The sequence below is a fragment of the Pseudoalteromonas sp. T1lg76 genome, assembly GCF_002964725.1.
Classification (GTDB): domain Bacteria; phylum Pseudomonadota; class Gammaproteobacteria; order Enterobacterales; family Alteromonadaceae; genus Pseudoalteromonas.
Window position 1 is genome coordinate 1 of sequence record NZ_PQCE01000013.1, and the last position, 19772, is coordinate 19772.

Annotated in this window: 18 protein-coding genes; 6 read left to right on the forward strand and 12 right to left on the reverse strand. The window is 51.6% G+C overall.

Going from position 1 to position 19772, the window contains the following annotated elements; genetic code table 11:
* Window positions 1–174: 174 nt before the first annotated feature.
* Entirely contained in the window at window positions 175–2604 is a 2430-nt protein-coding gene (locus C2M35_RS05790) for a zinc-dependent metalloprotease (RefSeq protein WP_234000029.1), read from the reverse strand.
* Between the two features lie 177 nt (window positions 2605–2781).
* Between C2M35_RS05790 and C2M35_RS05795 the strand changes: the two genes are divergently transcribed.
* A complete protein-coding gene (locus C2M35_RS05795) occupies window positions 2782–3750 on the forward strand; it encodes a class 1 fructose-bisphosphatase (protein WP_105264817.1) in 969 nt (322 codons plus the stop codon).
* Window positions 3751–3809: 59 nt separating this feature from the next.
* Here C2M35_RS05795 and C2M35_RS05800 read toward each other — a convergent pair whose 3' ends face one another.
* From C2M35_RS05800 to C2M35_RS05815, 4 genes are all read right to left on the reverse strand, one after another.
* Entirely contained in the window at window positions 3810–4637 is an 828-nt protein-coding gene (locus C2M35_RS05800) for a sulfurtransferase (RefSeq protein ID WP_105264818.1), read from the reverse strand.
* Between the two features lie 45 nt (window positions 4638–4682).
* On the reverse strand, window positions 4683–5087 hold the full coding sequence (locus tag C2M35_RS05805) for an adenylyltransferase/cytidyltransferase family protein (protein WP_105258183.1): 405 nt from the start codon (window positions 5085–5087) through the stop codon (window positions 4683–4685).
* Complete coding sequence (locus C2M35_RS05810) at window positions 5077–6156, reverse strand: CDP-glycerol glycerophosphotransferase family protein (protein ID WP_105200171.1); 1080 nt, start codon at window positions 6154–6156, stop codon at window positions 5077–5079. Before C2M35_RS05810 ends, C2M35_RS05805 begins: the two co-directional genes overlap by 11 nt.
* 230 nt (window positions 6157–6386) lie before the next feature.
* Complete coding sequence (locus tag C2M35_RS05815; RefSeq protein ID WP_105214731.1) at window positions 6387–7487, reverse strand: phosphoribosylaminoimidazolesuccinocarboxamide synthase; 1101 nt, start codon at window positions 7485–7487, stop codon at window positions 6387–6389.
* Window positions 7488–7763: 276 nt separating this feature from the next.
* Between C2M35_RS05815 and C2M35_RS05820 the strand changes: the two genes are divergently transcribed.
* From C2M35_RS05820 to C2M35_RS05835, 4 genes are all read left to right on the forward strand, one after another.
* Window positions 7764–8801: a CDP-glycerol glycerophosphotransferase family protein gene (locus C2M35_RS05820; RefSeq protein ID WP_105200305.1), complete on the forward strand. Its 1038-nt coding sequence runs from the start codon at window positions 7764–7766 to the stop codon at window positions 8799–8801.
* Window positions 8802–8883: 82 nt separating this feature from the next.
* Window positions 8884–9582, forward strand: coding sequence for an ABC transporter ATP-binding protein (locus C2M35_RS05825; protein ID WP_105264819.1), 699 nt, complete (start codon window positions 8884–8886; stop codon window positions 9580–9582).
* Window positions 9569–10828: an ABC transporter permease gene (locus C2M35_RS05830; RefSeq protein WP_105264820.1), complete on the forward strand. Its 1260-nt coding sequence runs from the start codon at window positions 9569–9571 to the stop codon at window positions 10826–10828. The genes C2M35_RS05825 and C2M35_RS05830 overlap by 14 nt, the downstream gene beginning before the upstream one ends.
* A 7-nt stretch (window positions 10829–10835) precedes the next feature.
* Window positions 10836–11327, forward strand: a complete 492-nt coding sequence (locus C2M35_RS05835; protein ID WP_105214747.1) for a DUF3299 domain-containing protein — start codon at window positions 10836–10838, stop codon at window positions 11325–11327.
* Window positions 11328–11520: 193 nt separating this feature from the next.
* Here C2M35_RS05835 and mutM read toward each other — a convergent pair whose 3' ends face one another.
* Window positions 11521–12330: a bifunctional DNA-formamidopyrimidine glycosylase/DNA-(apurinic or apyrimidinic site) lyase gene (gene mutM / locus C2M35_RS05840; protein ID WP_105264821.1), complete on the reverse strand. Its 810-nt coding sequence runs from the start codon at window positions 12328–12330 to the stop codon at window positions 11521–11523.
* A gap of 188 nt (window positions 12331–12518) precedes the next feature.
* Between mutM and C2M35_RS05845 the strand changes: the two genes are divergently transcribed.
* Window positions 12519–13442, forward strand: a complete 924-nt coding sequence (locus tag C2M35_RS05845) for a manganese-dependent inorganic pyrophosphatase (RefSeq protein WP_105214751.1) — start codon at window positions 12519–12521, stop codon at window positions 13440–13442.
* 45 nt (window positions 13443–13487) lie between these two features.
* On the opposite strand, the gene C2M35_RS05850 is transcribed toward C2M35_RS05845, so the two are convergent.
* Genes C2M35_RS05850 through thiC form a run of 6 tightly spaced genes read right to left on the reverse strand, consistent with a single transcriptional unit; the run spans window position 13488 to window position 19740 of the window.
* Window positions 13488–14243: a HesA/MoeB/ThiF family protein gene (locus C2M35_RS05850; RefSeq protein WP_267894729.1), complete on the reverse strand. Its 756-nt coding sequence runs from the start codon at window positions 14241–14243 to the stop codon at window positions 13488–13490.
* Window positions 14240–15778: a thiamine phosphate synthase gene (thiE, locus tag C2M35_RS05855; RefSeq protein ID WP_105264822.1), complete on the reverse strand. Its 1539-nt coding sequence runs from the start codon at window positions 15776–15778 to the stop codon at window positions 14240–14242. The genes C2M35_RS05850 and thiE overlap by 4 nt, the downstream gene beginning before the upstream one ends.
* Before the next feature lie 7 nt (window positions 15779–15785).
* On the reverse strand, window positions 15786–16577 hold the full coding sequence (locus C2M35_RS05860) for a thiazole synthase (protein WP_105214755.1): 792 nt from the start codon (window positions 16575–16577) through the stop codon (window positions 15786–15788).
* Window positions 16578–16775 carry a sulfur carrier protein ThiS gene (thiS, locus tag C2M35_RS05865; RefSeq protein ID WP_105264823.1) on the reverse strand — a complete coding sequence of 66 codons (198 nt, stop codon included), beginning with the start codon at window positions 16773–16775 and terminating at the stop codon, window positions 16578–16580. It lies immediately after the preceding gene.
* Window positions 16776–16786: 11 nt separating this feature from the next.
* Window positions 16787–17791: an FAD-dependent oxidoreductase gene (locus tag C2M35_RS05870; protein WP_105264824.1), complete on the reverse strand. Its 1005-nt coding sequence runs from the start codon at window positions 17789–17791 to the stop codon at window positions 16787–16789.
* Entirely contained in the window at window positions 17791–19740 is a 1950-nt protein-coding gene (thiC, locus tag C2M35_RS05875; protein WP_199774394.1) for a phosphomethylpyrimidine synthase ThiC, read from the reverse strand. Before thiC ends, C2M35_RS05870 begins: the two co-directional genes overlap by 1 nt.
* Between the last annotated feature and the right edge of the window lie 32 nt (window positions 19741–19772).

Sequence of the window (19772 nt, forward strand, 5' to 3'; positions counted from 1 at the left end):
TCCTGCTCTGTGTTACTCGCTATGAACATAGAATGACTATGCATCATAACGAGCGTCGTGATCAGAATGCGTTTAGATTGAACATAAAGTTAACCGCAAAGATAAACAGACCCTAAGTATTGCGCGGCCTTATATGATGCCAAATTTAGCCTTGCCAATCTACCTAGGGTCTCCCTAAATAGGCGAGCCTGGTGGTAAGGGTAATGGCTTAAAGCCTTGTTGCCACTGACCGGTTTCAAGGAAATGATTAATGGCATCGGCCAGATGTTGTTTAAAGGCGCTCTCCCCTGAGCTAACGCTACCTAGCAGCTTGTTTTGTCTGTAGTCATCAGCCACACGCTGCAGGTAAAACTTGAACTGGGCCTGCACCTCAGGTGCCACCTTATCGCTGGCAACCAGATTGGCAAAGTGCTGTGCCGTCAACCATTGAATACGGTGCTGCACTTTTGCCTCCATGGCATTGCCATGGTTATTGTCGAATACCCGCTTCACCAGGGTATCAAGCAAGGTATCCAGATTATAGGCCAGTTCAGAGCGGGCACCTTGCTGCGCCAGACGATTAACGCGCTCTGGGTGTAACAGCAGGCTCAAGCTATGGTTTGCCGCCACTTCAGGCAGAGCCATGGCATCCAGAGTCAGACCGGTACGGCCCACTATGCTTTCGCGGGTGTTGTATTCGCCATAGGCTTTAGGCGGGATCAAGGCCAGAATTGACTCCGGCACCACCAGCTCTTTGGCATCCAAAGTAAGCAGCAGCGAGGCCAAAGCCTGACGTTGCACCCCGGCATCGACCACTTGCGCGCCCTGCACCTGCTCTTTACCACGCACCTCGTAGCTGTAATCCACACCAGCGATCAGCTTGACTGCGGCTTCCACCTGATAACGGTGGAATAGATACAAGGGCACCAGCACTTCTTCAAGTTGAGATAAGGAGGTGCCGGCTTTGATATTATCAACGCCAAAACGGGACAGGGCTTTGGCCCGTACCGCCATCACGCGTTCCAGCTCTTTACTTGGGTTATCGCCGTTATCCCACAAATGACCATTGGGATGGGCGCCGCCCTGAGCACGGGCGTCTCTATCGGAGATAAACTCCAGGCCAAGGGCTTTGTTCTCGGCAAGGATCTTGGCCAAGGCTTGAGCCTCGTTTTGGCGGCTAAAATCGCCATAACCATATTTAATCACCTGCTCATCCCACACGCCCATGCCCTTGGCATAGGCTTTTGATATATCCAGCACACCCTGCTCGTCCAGGCTGACCAAGGGATGCGGGTAGTCCATCACCGAAGCACGCGCTTTGGGCGAAGCGGCAAAGTTATGGGCTATTCCCAGGGTGTGACCAATTTCATGTGCGCTGAGCTGACGAATTCTGTCCAGCGCCATGGCCTGCAACTCGGCGGTGACTTCATCACCCTTTTTATAAGGAGCGGCCAGGGCTTCGGCAATCAGGATATCCTGACGCACACGCAGCGAACCTAGTGTGACATGACCTTTAATAATTTCACCGGTGCGCGGATCTATCACTGAGCTGCCGTACGACCAGCCTCGAGTGGCGCGATGCACCCATTGAATAACGTTAAAGCGTACGTCCATGGGGTCGGCATGCTCGGGCAGCATTTTGACCTGGAAGGCATTTTTATAACCGGCTTTTTCAAACGCGGCATTCCACCATTTGCCACCATCGAGCAAGGCGCTGCGCACCGGCTCCGGCACGCCCGGATCAAGGTAGTAAATAATGGGTTTCACCGGCTCGCTGACGGCCTGATTGGGGTGTTTTTTGGCCAGGCGATGGCGCGGGATATAGCGCACCAGCATGCTCTCGCCCAAGGGCGCCGAATAATCCTTGTGCTCTATACTCCAATACCCGGATTGCGGGTGGAAGGCTCGTGGCTGGTATTTATCGTCCGGCAAGGCAACGAATGAGTGATGCATATTCACGCTGATGGCGTAAGGATCAGCGCTCACCTGTTTCACATACTCACCAGGCTTAGTGCCGGTAAAGGTGAGCACCGCTTCCAGTTCGGTATTTTTCACAAATGACTTGCTGCGCGGCATAAACACCGCACTGCGGCTGGTGTCGACACTAAAGTTACCTTGCTTACGCGCCGCCAGGGTGCGACTAACGCCGTGCACATCACTGAGCAGATAAGGGGTGTAGTCCAGCAGCACTCGGGAATCCGTGCTGGCCTGCACTTCAAAGCCATATAGAATACTGGAGGCAAAGGCCTCATTCACGCTTTGCTGCTCTGCACTGTTACTGCTTGAGGCACGGTAATTCGTGTTCAAGGCACGCAACATCACCTTGTTGCCCATACGCTCGAACTGCGCCAAATAGGTATTACCCAACTGGCCACGGTCTAAGCCTATATCATTGGAGCCCAAACCATAGGGCAGGCTTTGCTGCAATAGAAACGGCGCCTTCAGCTTATCCACCTCAAGATAAAGCTTGCCCTCATCATTGGCATAATAAAAGGTGAAATAGCCAGGATATTTGCTCATATTTTGAGTAAATTGGCTGATAGACTTAATTGCTGCCTGCGCTTGGGTTATCATAGGCAAGAACAAAAGAAACAGTGCTATTCGTATTATCTGCGTACTTGGCATAATTCTCACTTTTGTTGTTATTGGTATCGTAGGTTGGCTGTGGAATTTATAAGCCTTGAGTATATCTCTCTGCCTTGAGTCTACAACCACAAAGCGATAAATAGACAGCGTAATCTAGACGACATCCTCTCACTTTAAAATGTCGTGTAGACCCCATAAAACTTAGGAACAATTAAGATGCGACGACTCCCCCCAGTCTTGCTTGAAGATGGTTGCTCACATGACCTTATTTCACTTATCCGTACTATTTTAGCGGCCTGTAAAGAAATCTCTTTCCGTGTTGGCCAAGGCGCCCTGTCTGGTGTGCTAGGTTCTACACTGGATGAAAACATCCAGGGCGAAACGCAAAAGAAACTGGATGTACTTTCCAACCAGCTGTTGAAAGACATCCTTTTAGAGTCCGGTTATGTTAAGGCCATCGCCTCGGAAGAAGAGCCGGGCACGGTTGCGGGTAACCCAGACGCAGAATACATAGTCGCATTTGACCCTCTTGATGGCTCATCAAACATTGATATCAATTCATTGGTTGGCACCATTTTCTCTGTTATGCGCGCGCCAAAGGATGCAGATCCGGCTGATCCTAATATCTTTTTGCAAAAGGGTGACCAGCAGGTAGCCGCAGGTTATGTGCTCTACGGCCCATCGACCATGCTGGCGCTTACCACGGGCCAGGGCACACGTATTTTCACCCTGGATAAAACCCAAGGTACCTTCTTGTTGACTCAGGACTTTGCCAAGGTGCCGGAGCAAACCAAAGAATTCGCCATTAATACATCAAACCAGCGCCACTGGCAGCCGGCGATGCAAAACTATATTACCGACCTATTGGCCGGTGAAACCGGACCGCGCGGTCGCAACTTCAATATGCGTTGGATTGCCGCCATGGTAGGCGATGTTCACCGTGTGCTTAGCCGTGGTGGTTTATTTACCTACCCGGAAGACACCAAAGACCCAGAGAAACCGTACAAGTTACGTCTGCTTTATGAAGCCAATCCTATGGCCATGCTGATAGAGCAAGCCGGCGGCCTGGCCTCAACCGGTTATGAGCGCATTATGGATATAGAGCCAGAGCAAATTCACCAGCGCGTGGCTGTGATTTTGGGCTCAAAAGAAGAGGTGGAAGCCTGCTTAAGCTACCACAAGTAATACCGAGGAAGGGCAGTTGATACTGCCCTTTTTATTTAACTTAAATCCTGAATAGTGCCTTATTTCTCCAGCGGCAACTCATGACGAGCGCCCCACTCGCTCCAAGAGCCATCATAAACCTGTAATTCTCTATGGCCACACTCATAGGCTGCCAGCGCTAAAATACAGGCGGTGATGCCTGAGCCACAGCTAAACTGCAATCTCTGAATATCCTGCTCAAGCAGTTGCGCCAATGCTTGCTGCAACTCTTCCTGTGGGCGTAGCTCGCCATCTATTATTAACTCGGCATAAGGCAAGCTCTTGGCATTGGGAATATGTCCGGCGCGCATGCCTGCTCTGGGCTCGGCCATCTCACCACTGAAACGCTGCGCCGGTCGGGCATCAAGCAACAAGGTCGAGGTATCGTTGATAGCCGCGAGCACCTGCTCGGTGTTAATAAAAAAGTCAGCCCGTGAGGAGGCTTTAAAATTACCTCGCTCCTCGGCGCTATGCCAGCCCTGTTGCACCGGCAACTCGGCGGTGCGCCATGCTGGTAGACCGCCACGCAGCACCTTAACGTTATCGAAACCAAAGGCCTTAAACATCCACCAGGCTCGGGCGGCGCTAAATAAGCCCTGGTCGTCATAGACCACCACTTCCGAGTCCTGACTCACTCCAGCTTCTTGCATCTGTTGCTCAAATTGAGCGGCGCTGCATAAAGTATTAGGCCAGGGGCTGGCGTTATCGGCCAGAGCGCTTTTAATATCAAAACGCTGCGCCCCTTTAATGACCGCCGCCGGCGCATATTCGCCCGACTTACCCGGGAGTACCATGCCGGCATCAAAGATTTTTAGCTTGGGGTTGTGCAGCTGTGCATTCAGCTGCGCCACGGTGATTTGCTGGCTCATACACCACCTTGTCATTGGATACTTATTGCAACAATAACATGGACGTTAGCAGAACTCTGGCTGTCGCACCACTTCGATAATTTCTGTGGTCGAAATACTCGGAGTGCGCGGCAAGTAAATTACCTCACAGATATCATTAAATTCATCAAACTTTCCGCGCCAATCATCACCCATAACCAGGATGTCGGCACCATGCTCTTTGATATATCTGCGCTTAAGAGTGAGACAGTCTTCCACAAACACTCGGGTCACATCCGACATGGCGGCAATGATACGCAGACGGTCCTGTTGCGAATACACAGGCGCACGCCCTTTTTTCTGTCTATTCAACGCATCGGAGGAGACACCAACGATTAACTCGTCACCGAGTTTTGCGGCCCTTTGTAACAGGTTTACATGGCCGACATGGAACACATCAAATGTACCAAAGGTAATAACTTTAATTGTCATATAAGAAGCTTACTATTCGCTGAGAACTTAGCCCATCCAGCTTCCCTGCGAGCTTTGTTATTGTTTTTATGTTGTCTTGATTATGTTTTGCCTGTGGTTGCGACAGCGCTTGCTCGATCGCTCCAGGCAATTGCTTGGCTTTATCGACTTTGAAGGTTAAGGCCTCAAAGTAGTCGATATCCGAGTCTAATCTTGCCTTAAATCTATAGGCAAAGGGGCCGCGATATGACCACCTTAATTTATAAAAATTGCACCAGATAACCGGCTTTTTAAGGGCAAAAAACTCGAAAATTGCCGACGATGCATCGGATATCATCACATCGGCCAAAGCCATAAATGGCACCAGATTAAACTCACTGACAGCCGCCAGGTAGACGTGCTTGCGCTGCGCCCACTTATTGAGCAATTGTTGTTGTTTTTGGTATTTATTTCTCGTTAGTGAAAAGAAATGCGGCTTAATAATAATGTTGCAGTGGGCATATTCATCCACCCAATTTTTTTCCATCATTTCTATGGAGCTGGGATAAAATGTCGGCGCATAGAGTAAGGTTGGCTTATTTGGGTCTAAACCCAGATCTTCCAGGCTGTGCTGCGATGTAAAAGCCTGGCTTTGCAACAAAGGGTCTAGCTTAGCGTATCCGGTATCGACAAACTTATCATTTGGATACAGGCTCTCAAGACGTGCTAAACGGTGCTCACCTTCAACGAAGCGTACGCTAGCCGCATTATTTGAAGCATGGTAATAACAGGCCTTAGGGCCAATACCATGCTGCATTAATACGGTTTTTTTGCTTTGGTTTAACACCTGCATTTGGGCAAAAGCTTTGCCAAAAATAATCCACTCGCCATCACATTGACGATAAAAGTCGAGGGATTCATCCTCACTCTCGAGCCAATGCACAGGTAGCTTGTGTGTTTTTATGGCTGCATCAGCCGCCTCTTTTAACGCCTTATCCTGCTCATTGTAAAATACGAAGCACACCGCCGCCCCTTGCTGCAGCAATTGCTTATACAGGGGTAAATATTGGGGAAGATAGTATAAGTGCAATACATCAAAGAAAACCTTCATTTCTTATTCACACTGTTTTAACAATGTTGTGCATCATACTAAAGTTAATTCTTAATTTTTAGATTTGCGCGCAAATATAAGGATTAAGAACTAGTTTTTACCTGCTTAAAAATGCCACTGTGACCAGTTTGAATCGTCTCTCGGCCTAGGCAAAGCAGTGAAAGGGGAAGGCACATAAAAAAATACCGCTGCACCTAGGTGAGCGGTATTTTCAAACAGGGGAAGTTAAATTAGTCGATTAACTGATATTCGTTATCGAGAATGGCAATAATTTCACTGCGTGGATCCGCTGGAATTTCCAGTTGCTCACCGACAATCTTGCTGGCTATCCCCACATAGGTTTGCGATACCTGCATCATCACCTCTACCGGCAACTTGTACGCTTTAGCCAGGGCTTCACGCTCATCCATACGGTCTTTATTCAACAATACATCGCTGTCCGGCACATTATTGATCAATAACTGGCGGAAACCTTCTTTCGAGTTTTCAATGATCTTACCATCACGGTAGGCCGGGCCATCCCAGATACGTGAAGAGTCCGGCGTGCCCACCTCATCGATATAGATAAGCTGTTCATTGCCATTCATGTCTTCCACATAACCAAACTCAAACTTGGTATCAACAAAGATCTGATCCAGCTTGGCCAGCTCGGCGCTGATCAATTCAAAACCTTGCGTCAGCAGGTGCTCGTACTTGGCCACATCGGCTTCGCTGCTGAAATTAAAGGCGTCCAGGTGGTCGGTGATATTCTTGCGGGTGATATTTACATCGTCCACCGCCGGCACATCATCTAGGCCCTCTATAATGCCCTTGGTTGAAGGCGTGATCAGCACTTCTTCCAGCTTCTGATTGGCTTCTAGGCCTTCGGGTAAGTCGATACCACAGAAGCTGCGAATGCCCTTGGCATAATCGCGCCACATGCTGCCGGTAATATATTGACGAGCAATGGCTTCTACCCTAACGGTTTTGGCCTTGCGCACGATCCATACATAAGGGTGCGGAATATCAACAATGTGATTGCCCGCCAAACCCGCGGCATCGAACTGCTTAAACCAGTGTGACGCCACTGCATTAAGGGCAATGCCTTTCCCTGGTACGCCGTTTAGACCTTCTTCACCCTGCCAGATGCAGTCAAATGCAGAGATGCGGTCAGAAATCACCATAAGCGCCAGCTCGGTGCCCTCTGGTACGGCATAGCCTTTTTCGGCAATTAGGCGCGCGCTGTCTTGCTCGGTTAACCAGTATACCGAACGAACCTTGCCGCTGTGCACGGGTCCTTTGGTACGAATAGGTAAATCGTCATTAATGTCTAAGACTTTATAATTGCTCATGGCTACTCCAACAAGGGCTTGAGAGGCGAATGCTTGGCCTTGGCAGCGCTCACGGCAACCAAGACTTTAGGCGCGCTATGATAAGCTAGCTGGACACGAAGATAAAGAAAAACGCCGCCATAAGCGGACTTTTGTCCTATCTTTTCTAATCACGCCTAAAACTAGCGCCTGCATCTGTCATTCGCTCTTCATCTTGCTGTAAACTAAAGAACATCTTAATCGATTAAGGGCCTTCTAGTGGATTTAGCAAGCAGCACTCAGGGTAAACGTTATTTAATGTATATATCGCAAAATTACTCCTATGCAATTTTGCGCCCATTGCAAAAACAAATTCTTGCTCATGGCGGAGAAGTGAAGTGGTTTTTAGAAGGCTCCGAAGTAAACCCTGACTTTTTAGCCGAGGATGAACAGCGTCTCCATAGCATTGACGAAATCAAAGCCTGGGATCCACACGCCACGTTTGCACCTGCGAATATTTTGCCCACTTTTTTCCCCGGTAAAAAAGTGGCTGTATTCCATGGATTTGATGCTGGCAAACTTAACAGCCGTGGTAAAAATGATCATTTCACTATTCGCGGTTGCTTTGACCTCTATTGTACTCAGGGTCCCAACACCACAGGCCCATTTACCGAGCAAGCTAAAGAGATGGGGTTTTTCCGTGTCAGGGAAACAGGTTGGACAATGCTTGATTCCTTATTTTCAACCATCTCTGACAACCCATATGTCTCAGCTACGGATACACGCCCAACGCTGTTAATCTGCTCCACATTTTCCAAACGCCTGTCTCTTGCGCCAGTATTAATTAAACAAGTCAAACAGCTGAGAGACAGTGGCAAATACCGTATTTTGGTGCAATTCCATCCCAAGATGGCGACAGAGATAGTCGACCAATACAAGGCGATGCAGGATGAGAATCTCACCTTTGTTGAGACCGACAACGTTATTCCATTGCTGCAAGCTGCTGACGTCATGCTCTGTGACACATCTTCGATTTTATTGATGTTTTTATTATTGCGCCGCCCAGTGGTGACCTTTAATAACCAGGCTCCGGGGCCACATTTGCTTAATATCACCGAAGCGGATCAGGTGGATGACGCCATTGCCGAAGCGCTTAATCAGCCACCCGAGCTTATGGCCAATATCGAGGCCTTTTGCCAACAACTGCACCCCTATCAGGATGGGCAATCCAGTGTCAGAGTGCTGGCGGCCACCAACGACCTGATAGACTCAGACGGCAAGGAGCTCAAACGCAAACCACTTAATCTGCTACGCCAGTTTAAAATGCGTAAGAAGTTATCCTATTGGCGCTGGTAACGGCGCTTAATCGCAACCCCCTGTTTTGCTCAGACGCTCGTGATAAGCTAAGCGCAGCGAACAAGAAGATATAACGGCGCCAATGATAGACATAGATAAGTTGTGGTTTTCCTGGCAGGGTCATACCGACCAACCCACCTTGAGCATAGACGCTCTGCATATTGCCAAGGGAGAACATCTGTTTTTACACGGCCCCAGCGGCAGCGGTAAATCCACCCTGTTGTCCTTGCTGGCCGGGATTCAAACACCGCAGCGCGGCAGCATCAGGCTTAACGGTACCGCCATCGAGACCTTGAGTAGCGCCCAGCGCGATCAATTTCGCGCCGACCACCTGGGCTACATCTTCCAAAGTTTTAATTTACTATCCTATTTAAGCCCCATTGAAAACGTGACCCTAGCCTGCGCCTTTTCCAAATTACGCAAGCAACGGGCTCTGGCTCATCAAGCGTCACTTAACGAGGTCGCCCACACCTTGCTTACCCAGCTGGGATTAGCACCGCAGTTTCATCAACAGCCAGTCAATACCCTGAGCATAGGTCAGCAACAAAGGGTGGCCGCTGCCCGCGCGGTGATCGGCGACCCGGAAATCATCATTGCCGATGAGCCTACCTCGGCGTTGGATGAAGCCAATCGCCAGGCCTTTATCGAGTTGCTGTTTGCGCAAACGGATAAAACCGGTGCCACCGTGGTGTTTGTTAGCCACGAGCAAAGCCTGGCACCACTGTTCTCCAAGGTGGTGCACTTGGATGACTTGCAAGGAGCAGCCGATGATCTTGCTTAAATTAGCCAGTAAAAGCCTGCTCAATCGCCGCGCCAGCGTGTTGTTAAGCCTGCTGACCATAGCCATTAGCGTAATGCTGCTACTCACCATAGAAAGAGTACGTATGCAGGCCAAGGAAAGCTTTGCCGCCACAGTGTCTGGCACGGATTTGATCGTCGGTGCCCGTACCGGCGATATTCAATTACTGCTCGCCTCGGTATTTCGCATCGGCCATATGAATAATGGCGTGAGCTGGCAAAGCTATAAAGATATCAGCAGCAAAAAGGGCATTAAATGGGCGCTGCCCTTGTCTTTGGGCGATACCCACAAGGGCTATGCGGTGCTTGGTACCACCGGCGATTACTTTAGCCACTTTCAATATGGCAAAAAGCAGCACCTTAGCTTTAGCAGCGGCGCTCCCTTTGCAGAGGACAACGAAGTGGTGCTTGGCGCCGAAGTGGCCAAACGCTTGGGCTATGGCTTGGGTGATAATATTGTCGTCGCCCATGGCATGGGTAAAACCAGTTTTCATCACCATGATGACAAACCACTGGTTGTGGTAGGCATTCTCGCCGCCACCGGCACCCCGGTGGACAAAACCCTGCATGTCCCTTTGATTGCCATCGCGCAATTACACAGTGCACAGGCGCATCATGAAGATGAAGAACAACATAACCATAACGAGCCCCATGCTGCCGACTTAATCGGTGAGCCCAAACAGATCAGCGCCTTTTTAATGGGTTTTGACAGCCCCCTCTATACCCTGCAGGTCCGCCGCAATATTAATAACTACAAAGGCGAACCCCTGATGGCCATTATGCCCGGGGTCACCTTGCGAGAGTTATGGGGCATGTTGGCCATGGTCGAAAAGCTGTTGCTGTTATTCTCTATCGTGGTGCTGCTGGTCAGCCTGCTGGGCATGCTTACCACCTTGTTGGCCAACCTGTCGCAACGACGCCGTGAGCTAGCTATTTTGCGCTCGGTGGGCGCTAAACCCTGGCATATATTCTCCTTGATGAGTATGGAGTCCTTATTGATCAGCCTGCTGGGCACCAGCTTCGGAGTCGCCCTGAGTTATCTTTTGCTGACGCTGGCACAGCCACAATTACAGGCTCAGGCCGGTATCAATATCGATCTTCAAGGTATCTCACGCTATGAACTTATGCTGATCGCCGTTATTATGGCGGCAGCCTGGATTGTCGGCTTAATCCCCGCAGTCCGTGCCTATTTTTATTCCCTGCATGATGGGATGAGTGTTAAGACCTAGGATTATTATGAGTCTATTTAATCGTTTTCTAGCCGTACTATTAACCTGTGTGAGTGTGGCCTCTTTCGCCAATGAACCGGTGGAAATTTTTTGGGAAGATTTAGTGCCCGAGGGGCATGTGACCGTCGATACCCGTAATTCCGCCGCCAGTCACGAAGGCGCCGACCAAAACTGGGTGCAACCGAATTTAGACGCTCCCGTGGTGCAAAAATACAATGGTAAAACAGTAAGTTTGCCAGGCTTTGTGGTACCCCTTGAGGGCGACAGCGAGGTGATCACCGAGTTTCTGCTGGTGCCCTATTTCGGCGCCTGTATTCATGTGCCACCACCGCCGCCAAATCAAATTGTACATGTCACCATAGCCGATGGCGTGCCTATCGAAAGCCTGTATGACGCCATAGTCGTGACCGGGGTAATGAGTGCTGAAAGCTGGAGCGGTGATATCGCCAAAACCGGCTATAAAATCAAAGGTATTGGCGTCGCGCCCTTTGAGCTATAAGGCAATTTTGTATTTTTGTAGGTCGGTGCTCTGCGCCGACATTTAAGCAAAGGTGCAGATTTGTCGGCCTGAAGGCCGACCTGCAACGACATGGTAAGAATCATGCTCTATTGTCGGCCTTTCGGCAATGTGCTCCTGTATTGCTCTACTACCGCCATCCATGGCGGCAAACCCCGACCTACACATTCACCCACTAGCGCTGGCAGCGCTTGCAATACACAGTGCTGCGCCCACCCAGACGAATTTCCGTCAACTCACTTTGACATTCAACACAAGGCTGACCCTTACGGCCATACACCAGTAATTGCTGAGCGAAGTAACCCGGTTTGCCATCACTTTGGGCAAAATCCTTCAGGGTTGTGCCACCTTGCTCAATGGCCGCGGCCAAGGTTTCCTTGATGATCGGCGTGAGCTTCTGATAACGCGCTAGGCTTACCTTGCCGGCTTCACGCTTGGGGTTAATGCCGGCCTTAAACAGTGATTCGTTAGCATAGATATTGCCCACCCCAACCACCACATGATTATCCATCAGAAACTGCTTAATAGGCTGCTTCTTATTACGCGACTTGGCAAATAACCAGCTGGCATCGAAATCATCGGTCAGCGGCTCGGGACCAAGTTTACTAAACACCGAATGCAGGCTGTCGAGCTCCTGCCACAAACAGGCGCCGAAACGACGGGAGTCGTTCAACCTCAAACTCAAGCCGTTGTCGAAATCAAATACCACATGGTCATGCTTTTTAAGCGGCTCATTAATAGGCACCACACGTAAATGACCGGACATGCCTAAGTGCAGGATCACCGCTCCTTCGTCGGTATGCAGCAACAGGTACTTGGCCCGCCTGCTCACGGACTCAATGATTTTTCCACCTAGTTCATAGACTTGCTCGCTTACAGGCCAACGCAATTGGTTTTGGTGAATACTCACTTTGGTGATGGTGCGCCCTTCAACATGGGGAGCTATGCCTAAACGGCTAACCTCGACCTCTGGAAGTTCAGGCATACGAATTTATCCTTCTAATGGTAAAAATAGCTGTTGCGCTTGGAGCTAACTGCCAAGCTTATGGTGCACCCAGCAAAAATAATGACCCCCAGTGTAACCAAAAAGTCGCCCTCAATCAGCCCATTTGCCGCTACCCCAGAGCGGTTAATTATTGTTACAATAGGGGCAAAGTATTTTGGAGAGTCACAATGGCCATGTATGTAGTGGGACACAAGATCCCTGATTCTGATTCTATCTGCGGTGCAATTGCACTGGCATACCTTAAAAACCAGATCGGTGAAGAAGCGATCCCAACCCGTTTAGGCGAATTATCACCGGAAACGCAATTTATCCTTGACCGTTTCGGCTTCGAAGCCCCAGAGCTTAAAATGAGCTATGCCGGTGAAGATGTGTATATCGTTGACCACACCGAAAAAACTCAGGCTCCCGATGATATCGATCAGGCCCGCGTAGTAGGCGTAGTCGACCACCATAAACTTGGCGATCTGACTACCTCAACTCCGCTTGAGTGCTGGATCCGCCCGGTAGGTTGTTCAAACACCATTATCAAAATGATGTATGACTTCTACAATGTGGAAATCCCTAAGGGCATCGCTGGCTTGATGATGTGCGCCATCCTGAGCGACACCGTCATTTTCAAATCACCAACCTGCACTACGGCCGATATCAAATGCGTTGAAGCCCTGGCAGAAATCGCTGGTATCGACGACCCGAAAGAGCTGGGCATGGAAATGTTCAAGGTAAAATCTGCCGTTGAAGGCACGCCGGCACGCGACCTGGTTATGCGTGACTTCAAAGACTTCAACATGAACGGTAACCTGGTTGGCATCGGCCAGCTGGAAGTGATCGACCTGTCTGTATTTGACGATATCAAGGCCGACTTGGAAGCGGATATCGCCAAGCTGAAAGAGGAAGGCAACCGCCACAGCGTATTACTACTGTTAACCGACATCATGAAGGAAGGTTCGCAAATGCTGATCGCCTCTGATGATGAAGGCATAGTAGCCAAAGCCTATGGTGCTGAGATTGCAGACTCGAAGGTATGGCTAGATGGCGTACTGAGCCGTAAAAAGCAGGTTGTACCGCCACTGCAAGACGCATTCGCAGGCTAAAGCGACCTACTAACATAAAAAGCCAAGCACCTCGCTTGGCTTTTTTTATTTCCCACAACAAGCGCAATCCGGATTTTTAACCAGTTTAAAGGTTTTTTGCCCCAGGCTTTGAGCATTATAACTGTGCACTACTCCCGTCTCACCGGTCCCGAGAATACACTGAATAGCCAGCAAAGCCTGCTGCGCGCCAATAATGCCAAGTAAAGGCGCTATCACCCCCTGAGTCGCGCAATTATCACTGGGGTTATCAAGACGCTCGGGAAACACGCATTCATAGCAAGGCGATGACGAAGAGCGAAGATCAAAATAGGCCAGATGGGCGCTAAAGCCCGTCGCCGCAGCACTCACCAATGGCTTATCAAGGGCGTAACAAGCGCGGTTAAGCGCATAACGGGTGGCAAAATTATCGCTGCAGTCCAGCACCAGATCGCAGTCACGAATATGCTCGGCGAGATTGTCGGCATCGGCGCGCTTAACCAGCGCCTCAATGGCAATCTCATTGTTTAGACTCGCCAGTACCTTGGCCGCGGCCTTAGCCTTGGGCTGCCCAAGGTGGTTAACCTTAAACAGCACCTGACGCTGCAGATTACTGAGTTCCACCAGGTCATCATCCATCAATCGCAGCCGCCCCACACCGCTGCTGGCCAGATACATCAGCGCCGGGCTGCCCAAACCGCCACAACCGACCACCAGCACGGTGGCGTTTTTCAGACGCAACTGGGCATCAATACCAAAACCATCCAGCATCAGCTGCCGAGAGTAACGGATTTGCTCCTTGGCACTTAACTCTTTTGTGCTCACTCAAGCGCTCCGGCGATCGCTTGCTGTAACTCGGCAATGGCCGCTTGTGGGTCGGCCGCTTCGGTAATGGCGCGCACCACGGCAATGCTGCCCACTCCGGTTTCCACTACCTCGTCCATGCGCATCAGATCAATGCCACCAATGGCCACGCAGGGATAATGCGGCTGCATCAAGGGCACAAAATGGCGCAGCTTTTCCAGGCCTTGGATTTGTCCGCTCATGTCCTTAGTCGTAGTCGGATAGATGGCGCCAAAGGCCATATAGCTGGGACGATAATTGTGCGCCAGCAGCATTTCATAAAAACCATGGGTGGATAAGCCCAACCGCATGCCGGCATCCTGAATGGCCTTAAGATTGGCGGTGTGTAGGTCTTCCTGGCCCAGGTGTACCCCATAGGCACCGTGCTTCAGCGCCAGCTGCCAGTGGTCGTTAATAAACACCTGTGCCTGATGGGTTTTTCCCAACTCAATGGCACGGATAATATCCTGCTCCAAATTGCCGGCCTCGACGTCTTTAATGCGTAACTGCACTGTTTTCATGCCGTTTTGCAAACACAGTGCTAGCCAATCCAGGGAATCAACCACTGCATACAGGCCAAGACGTTCAGGGCAAGGGGCAAAGCCGGCGGCATAATTAAAATCATTGGCACAATCAAAATCCAGGGCATCGCCCAGCCAGGTGCCCGGTTCAATTACCAGGGGAAAGTCGGCCAAATTTTCCGGGAACTGGGTGTGCGCGACCGGGCCCACACCCTCACCATAACGTTTTGCGGCTTTTAACCCGGCATTGATATAGGCCTTACCAAGGATAAAAGCATCTTTTAGGGGATAGCCCTTAGCCAGGCAGGATGCCAGCACCGAGGACAGGGTACAGCCGGTGCCATGGGTATGAGGCGTGACAACGCTCTCATTTCCCAGCCAGTACTCTTGCTCGCCGTGGCGGCAAAAATCAACGCAGTAACCTTGCGGATAATCCCAGTGCCCGCCCTTAATAATCACCGCTTTGGCGCCCCACTGCTGCAGGCGCTTGGCGGCGTCACGCAGGGCATCCGGACCTATCAGGTACACCCCGGTAAGCAATTGCGTTTCGTACACATTGGGGGTGATCACATCCACCAGCGGCAACAAATGCGTTTTAATGGCGTCGGCAATCTCGCTTTGCGCGTCTTCCTCTATCAGGCTATCGCCGCTGCTGGCAATGGCCACCGGGTCGTAAACAACCTGAGGCGGTGTTTCCCAGTTGTCGCGATAATACTGTAAGTGCTCGGCAATCAACTGAATTTGCTGGACATTGGCAAGCATGCCTATTTTTATGGCTTGGGGTCTCAGGTCATGGGCCAGGGCCTGCAACTGGGATTCGATAACCGTCAAATCCACCGGATTCAATGCCTCAACGGCAAGGCTGTTTTGCGCCGTCAGCGCCGTGATTACGCTGCAACCATGTACGCCAAAGCTGCGCATGGCCTGTAAATCCGCTTGAATACCGGCGCCGCCGCCACTATCCGAGCCGGCAATTGTCCAAACTATTTCGCTCATACTGCTCTCACTCGTTAAACTGGTGCCATACTGGCATACCCAGGGTCGGTGTTGAAGGCACGGCGGTGGATTTTACCGCCATAGGTCCGGCCAAATAGCTTTGTCGACCGGCCAAGGTGGCATTGGCAAAGGCGCGCGCCATCAAGACTGGGTCATTGGCGCCGGCGATGGCCGAGTTTAACAACACCGCATCGGCGCCCAGCTCCATGGCCTGACAGGCATGCGACGGCACACCCAGCCCGGCATCGACAATCAAGGTGACATGGGGCAGGCGCTCGCGAATGCTTTGCAACGCATAAGGGTTAAGAATGCCCTTGCCTGTGCCTATGGGCGCCGCCCAGGGCATGATCACCTCACAACCCAAAGCGGCCAGGCGCTGGCAAATCACCAGGTCGTCGGTGCAATAGGGTAAGACCTTAAAGCCCTCGGCCAGCAATTGCTCGGCGGCCTCAAGCAAGGCCACAGGATCCGGCTGCAGGTTATAGTCATCGCCTATAAGTTCTAGCTTGATCCAATCGGTGGCGAAGACCTCACGGCACATCTGCGCCAGGGTCATGACCTCCTGCACACTGTGACAGCCGGCGGTGTTGGGCAGCACGGTCAAGCCAGTGTCTTTAATAAGCTGCCAAAAATCATCGCCTGCGGCCTGAGAATTTTGTCGTCTAAGGGATACGGTGACGATTTCGCTCTCACTGGCGAGGATCGCCTCCTGCATACACTTGGGCGATGGATAAAGCGCCGATCCGATCAGCAGGCGACTGTTAAATTCCTGACCGTAAATGCTAAGTGTATCCCTCATCTAACCCCCTTGTATTGGCGCGAGGATGTCGAGCCGGTCGCCGTCTTGCAGCACCAGCTGCGGATATTGCCCCTGAGCCACAAATTGGCCGTTGACGGCCAAGGCAAAGGGAGGCGTGGCACCAAAGCTAGCCAGGGCCTGCTTTGCGCTGGCCTGTTCCGGCACCTCAAAGGCGCAGTCATTAATAAAAATCTGCATAATTCATTACCTTAAAATGCGGTATTAAACTCGGTCAGGGCCGTGCGCACCACGGCGGGAGCCAGCATATAACCATGACGGTACAGGCCATTGATGCTGATCACCTTGCCCTGACGACTGACGCTGGGGCGGTTATCCATCAGTGCTGGACGCAAGCCCACCTGCAGGGCCTCAATATGGGCCTCGGCAAAACCACTGTGTACGCTAAAAGCGGCACTCAATAGCTCCAAACCACTGCGCACCGTGACTGGGCGCTGATCCTGAGACTCGATTTCCGTGGCACCTATGACATAGCGATTGCCCGGTTTCGGAGCAATATAAATGGGGTAGCGCGGATGCATCAGGCGCACCGGGCGCTGCAGGAAAACCTCGGGAGCCACTACCCGAGCCACCTCGCCGCGCACACCACGCAAGGGCAGCTCGCCCTTGGCGCCCATACCGCGACAATCAAGCACCGCCAGATAGTCCTGCTGGGCCAACTCCTGAGGCTGTACCTGGGTGTGAAAGTGAAATCGCACCCCGGCATTTTTTAAGCGCGCATAGCTATGGTGGAAAAATCCGAGGTTATCCAGCTGTCCCTCACTGGGCAGGTAAAGCCCGCCGCCAAAACGCCCGGCCAGCTCCGGCTCTAATTGACGCAGGCGCGCCGCGCTTAACTGCTCCGGCGCATAACCAGCCAAGGGCTTAAGCTGCTTTTGAAAATGCGCCATGGCCCCTTGATCCTGCGGGTGGGCGACAACCACGGTGCCTTGGCGCTGAAAATGCACCTGAGTGTCGAGCAGCGCCAGCAATTGCGGCCATATCGCCAGAGACTCCAGCCCCAGCTCGGCCAAATCCTGCTCGCACAGCACCGACTCTGCCAAGGGCGCCAGCATGGCAGCGGCCACCGGACCGGCACTGCCGCTTCCTTCGGCGTCGCCACTGTCGAAGACTTCGAGCCGGTAATGCTTGGCCAGCAAGAGTGCGGCCACCCGACCGCACAAGCCAAAGCCCACTATGGCTATTTTTTTACCCATTAGTAGGCCTTGTGATACAGCTCGCTGCCGGCGGCCTTAAACTCCGCCGACTTAGCCTTCATTTCAGACTCCACATCGACCATGCGAATGCTGATCTCCTCGCCCAAATTATTCGGGTCTATGCCCTTGGCTTCTAAGTCCTTGGCATAGTCACGCACTTCCTGGGTGATCTTCATGGAGCAGAATTTTGGTCCGCACATGGAGCAAAAGTGCGCCACCTTGCCGGATTCCTGCGGCAGGGTTTCATCGTGATATTCACGGGCACGATCCGGGTCTAGGCCCAGGTTGAATTGATCCAACCAGCGGAACTCAAAGCGCGCCTTAGACAAGGCGTTATCGCGTTCTTGGGCGCCAGGATGCCCCTTGGCCAAGTCCGCCGCGTGGGCGGCTATCTTGTAAGTGATCAAACCTTCTTTTACGTCTTCCTTATTGGGCAGGCCAAGATGCTCTTTTGGCGTCACGTAGCAAAGCATGGCACAGCCGTACCAGGCGATTTGCGCCGCACCGATACCCGAGGTGAAATGGTCATAACCTGGGGCGATATCCGTGGTCAGCGGCCCCAAAGTATAGAATGGCGCCTCGCCACAATGTTCCAGCTGCTCGTCCATATTGGCCTTGATCATATGCATGGGTACATGACCCGGGCCCTCAATAAACACCTGCACATCGTGCTGCCAGGCAATTTTTGTCAGCTCGCCCAGGGTACGCAACTCGCTAAATTGAGCTTCGTCATTGGCATCGGCGATCGAGCCGGGACGCAGACCATCGCCCAGGGAGAAACAGATATCGTACTGCTTGAGGATTTCACAGATCTCTTCAAAGTGGGTGTAGAGGAAATTTTCCTTATGATGCGCCAGACACCATTTCGCCATAATAGAGCCACCGCGCGAGACGATGCCGGTTACCCGCTTGGCGGTCATGGGCACATAACGCAGCAGCACACCGGCATGAATAGTGAAGTAATCCACCCCCTGCTCCGCTTGCTCAATTAAGGTATCGCGGAAGATTTCCCAGGTCAGGTCCTCGGCCACCCCGTTGACCTTCTCCAGCGCCTGATAAATGGGCACTGTGCCCACAGGTACCGGTGAGTTACGAATCACCCATTCACGGGTCTCGTGAATATAACGGCCGGTGGATAGATCCATGATGGTGTCGGCACCCCAGCGCGTCGACCATACGGTTTTTTCTACCTCTTCCTCGATGGACGAAGTCACCGAGGAGTTACCAATATTGGCGTTGACCTTGACCAGGAAGTTACGGCCAATGATCATCGGCTCGGATTCCGGGTGGTTTATATTGTTAGGGATCACCGCGCGGCCACGGGCAACCTCGTCGCGAACAAACTCAGGCGTAATAAACTCGGGGATGCTGGCACCAAAAGACTGGCCCGGGTGCTGTTCCTTAAGTAACTGCTCACGTACCTCAGCACGGCCCATGTTTTCACGAATGGCAATGTATTCCATTTCCGGGGTAATAATGCCCTGACGCGCATAATGCATTTGCGTCACATTTTGACCCGCTTTGGCACGGCGGATCTGGGGCAAGTGCTCAAAGCGAATATAATCCAGGCCTTCATCGGCCATGCGCTGCTGGGCAAACTGCGAACTTTTGCTCTCTAGCAACTCGGTGTCGTCACGCCCTTCTATCCAGGCCTGACGAAACTTAGGTAGACCCTTGCGTACATTAAGCTCAAAGTCGGGATCCGTGTATGGGCCCGAGGTGTCGTAGACGCGGATAGGCGCATTTTTTTCATAGACGGGATTGTCTTCTGTGCCACCGACAAAGCTGTCGCTTAAGGCTATTTCCCGCATGCCCACGCGCACGCCGGGCAAGGTGCCTTCAACATAGACTTTTTGCGAATTAGGAAAGGGTTGACCGGTAAGGTTATGAATATAGTGCGACGCCGCTTCTCGGTTTTGACGACGGCTAGGTTTGTTCGATTCTGACATGACGCTTCTCATTAATTGGTTGAGTGTGTCTT

Coding starts and splice junctions, on each gene's coding strand:
- C2M35_RS05790 (WP_234000029.1), bottom strand. CDS start 2,604: ATGCCAAGTACGCAGATAATACGAATAGCACTGTTTCTTTTGTTCTTG.
- C2M35_RS05795 (WP_105264817.1), top strand. CDS start 2,782: ATGCGACGACTCCCCCCAGTCTTGCTTGAAGATGGTTGCTCACATGAC.
- C2M35_RS05800 (WP_105264818.1), bottom strand. CDS start 4,637: ATGAGCCAGCAAATCACCGTGGCGCAGCTGAATGCACAGCTGCACAAC.
- C2M35_RS05805 (WP_105258183.1), bottom strand. CDS start 5,087: ATGACAATTAAAGTTATTACCTTTGGTACATTTGATGTGTTCCATGTC.
- C2M35_RS05810 (WP_105200171.1), bottom strand. CDS start 6,156: ATGAAGGTTTTCTTTGATGTATTGCACTTATACTATCTTCCCCAATAT.
- C2M35_RS05815 (WP_105214731.1), bottom strand. CDS start 7,487: ATGAGCAATTATAAAGTCTTAGACATTAATGACGATTTACCTATTCGT.
- C2M35_RS05820 (WP_105200305.1), top strand. CDS start 7,764: ATGTATATATCGCAAAATTACTCCTATGCAATTTTGCGCCCATTGCAA.
- C2M35_RS05825 (WP_105264819.1), top strand. CDS start 8,884: ATGATAGACATAGATAAGTTGTGGTTTTCCTGGCAGGGTCATACCGAC.
- C2M35_RS05830 (WP_105264820.1), top strand. CDS start 9,569: ATGATCTTGCTTAAATTAGCCAGTAAAAGCCTGCTCAATCGCCGCGCC.
- C2M35_RS05835 (WP_105214747.1), top strand. CDS start 10,836: ATGAGTCTATTTAATCGTTTTCTAGCCGTACTATTAACCTGTGTGAGT.
- mutM (WP_105264821.1), bottom strand. CDS start 12,330: ATGCCTGAACTTCCAGAGGTCGAGGTTAGCCGTTTAGGCATAGCTCCC.
- C2M35_RS05845 (WP_105214751.1), top strand. CDS start 12,519: ATGGCCATGTATGTAGTGGGACACAAGATCCCTGATTCTGATTCTATC.
- thiE (WP_105264822.1), bottom strand. CDS start 15,778: ATGAGCGAAATAGTTTGGACAATTGCCGGCTCGGATAGTGGCGGCGGC.
- C2M35_RS05860 (WP_105214755.1), bottom strand. CDS start 16,577: ATGAGGGATACACTTAGCATTTACGGTCAGGAATTTAACAGTCGCCTG.
- thiS (WP_105264823.1), bottom strand. CDS start 16,775: ATGCAGATTTTTATTAATGACTGCGCCTTTGAGGTGCCGGAACAGGCC.
- C2M35_RS05870 (WP_105264824.1), bottom strand. CDS start 17,791: ATGGGTAAAAAAATAGCCATAGTGGGCTTTGGCTTGTGCGGTCGGGTG.
- thiC (WP_199774394.1), bottom strand. CDS start 19,740: ATGTCAGAATCGAACAAACCTAGCCGTCGTCAAAACCGAGAAGCGGCG.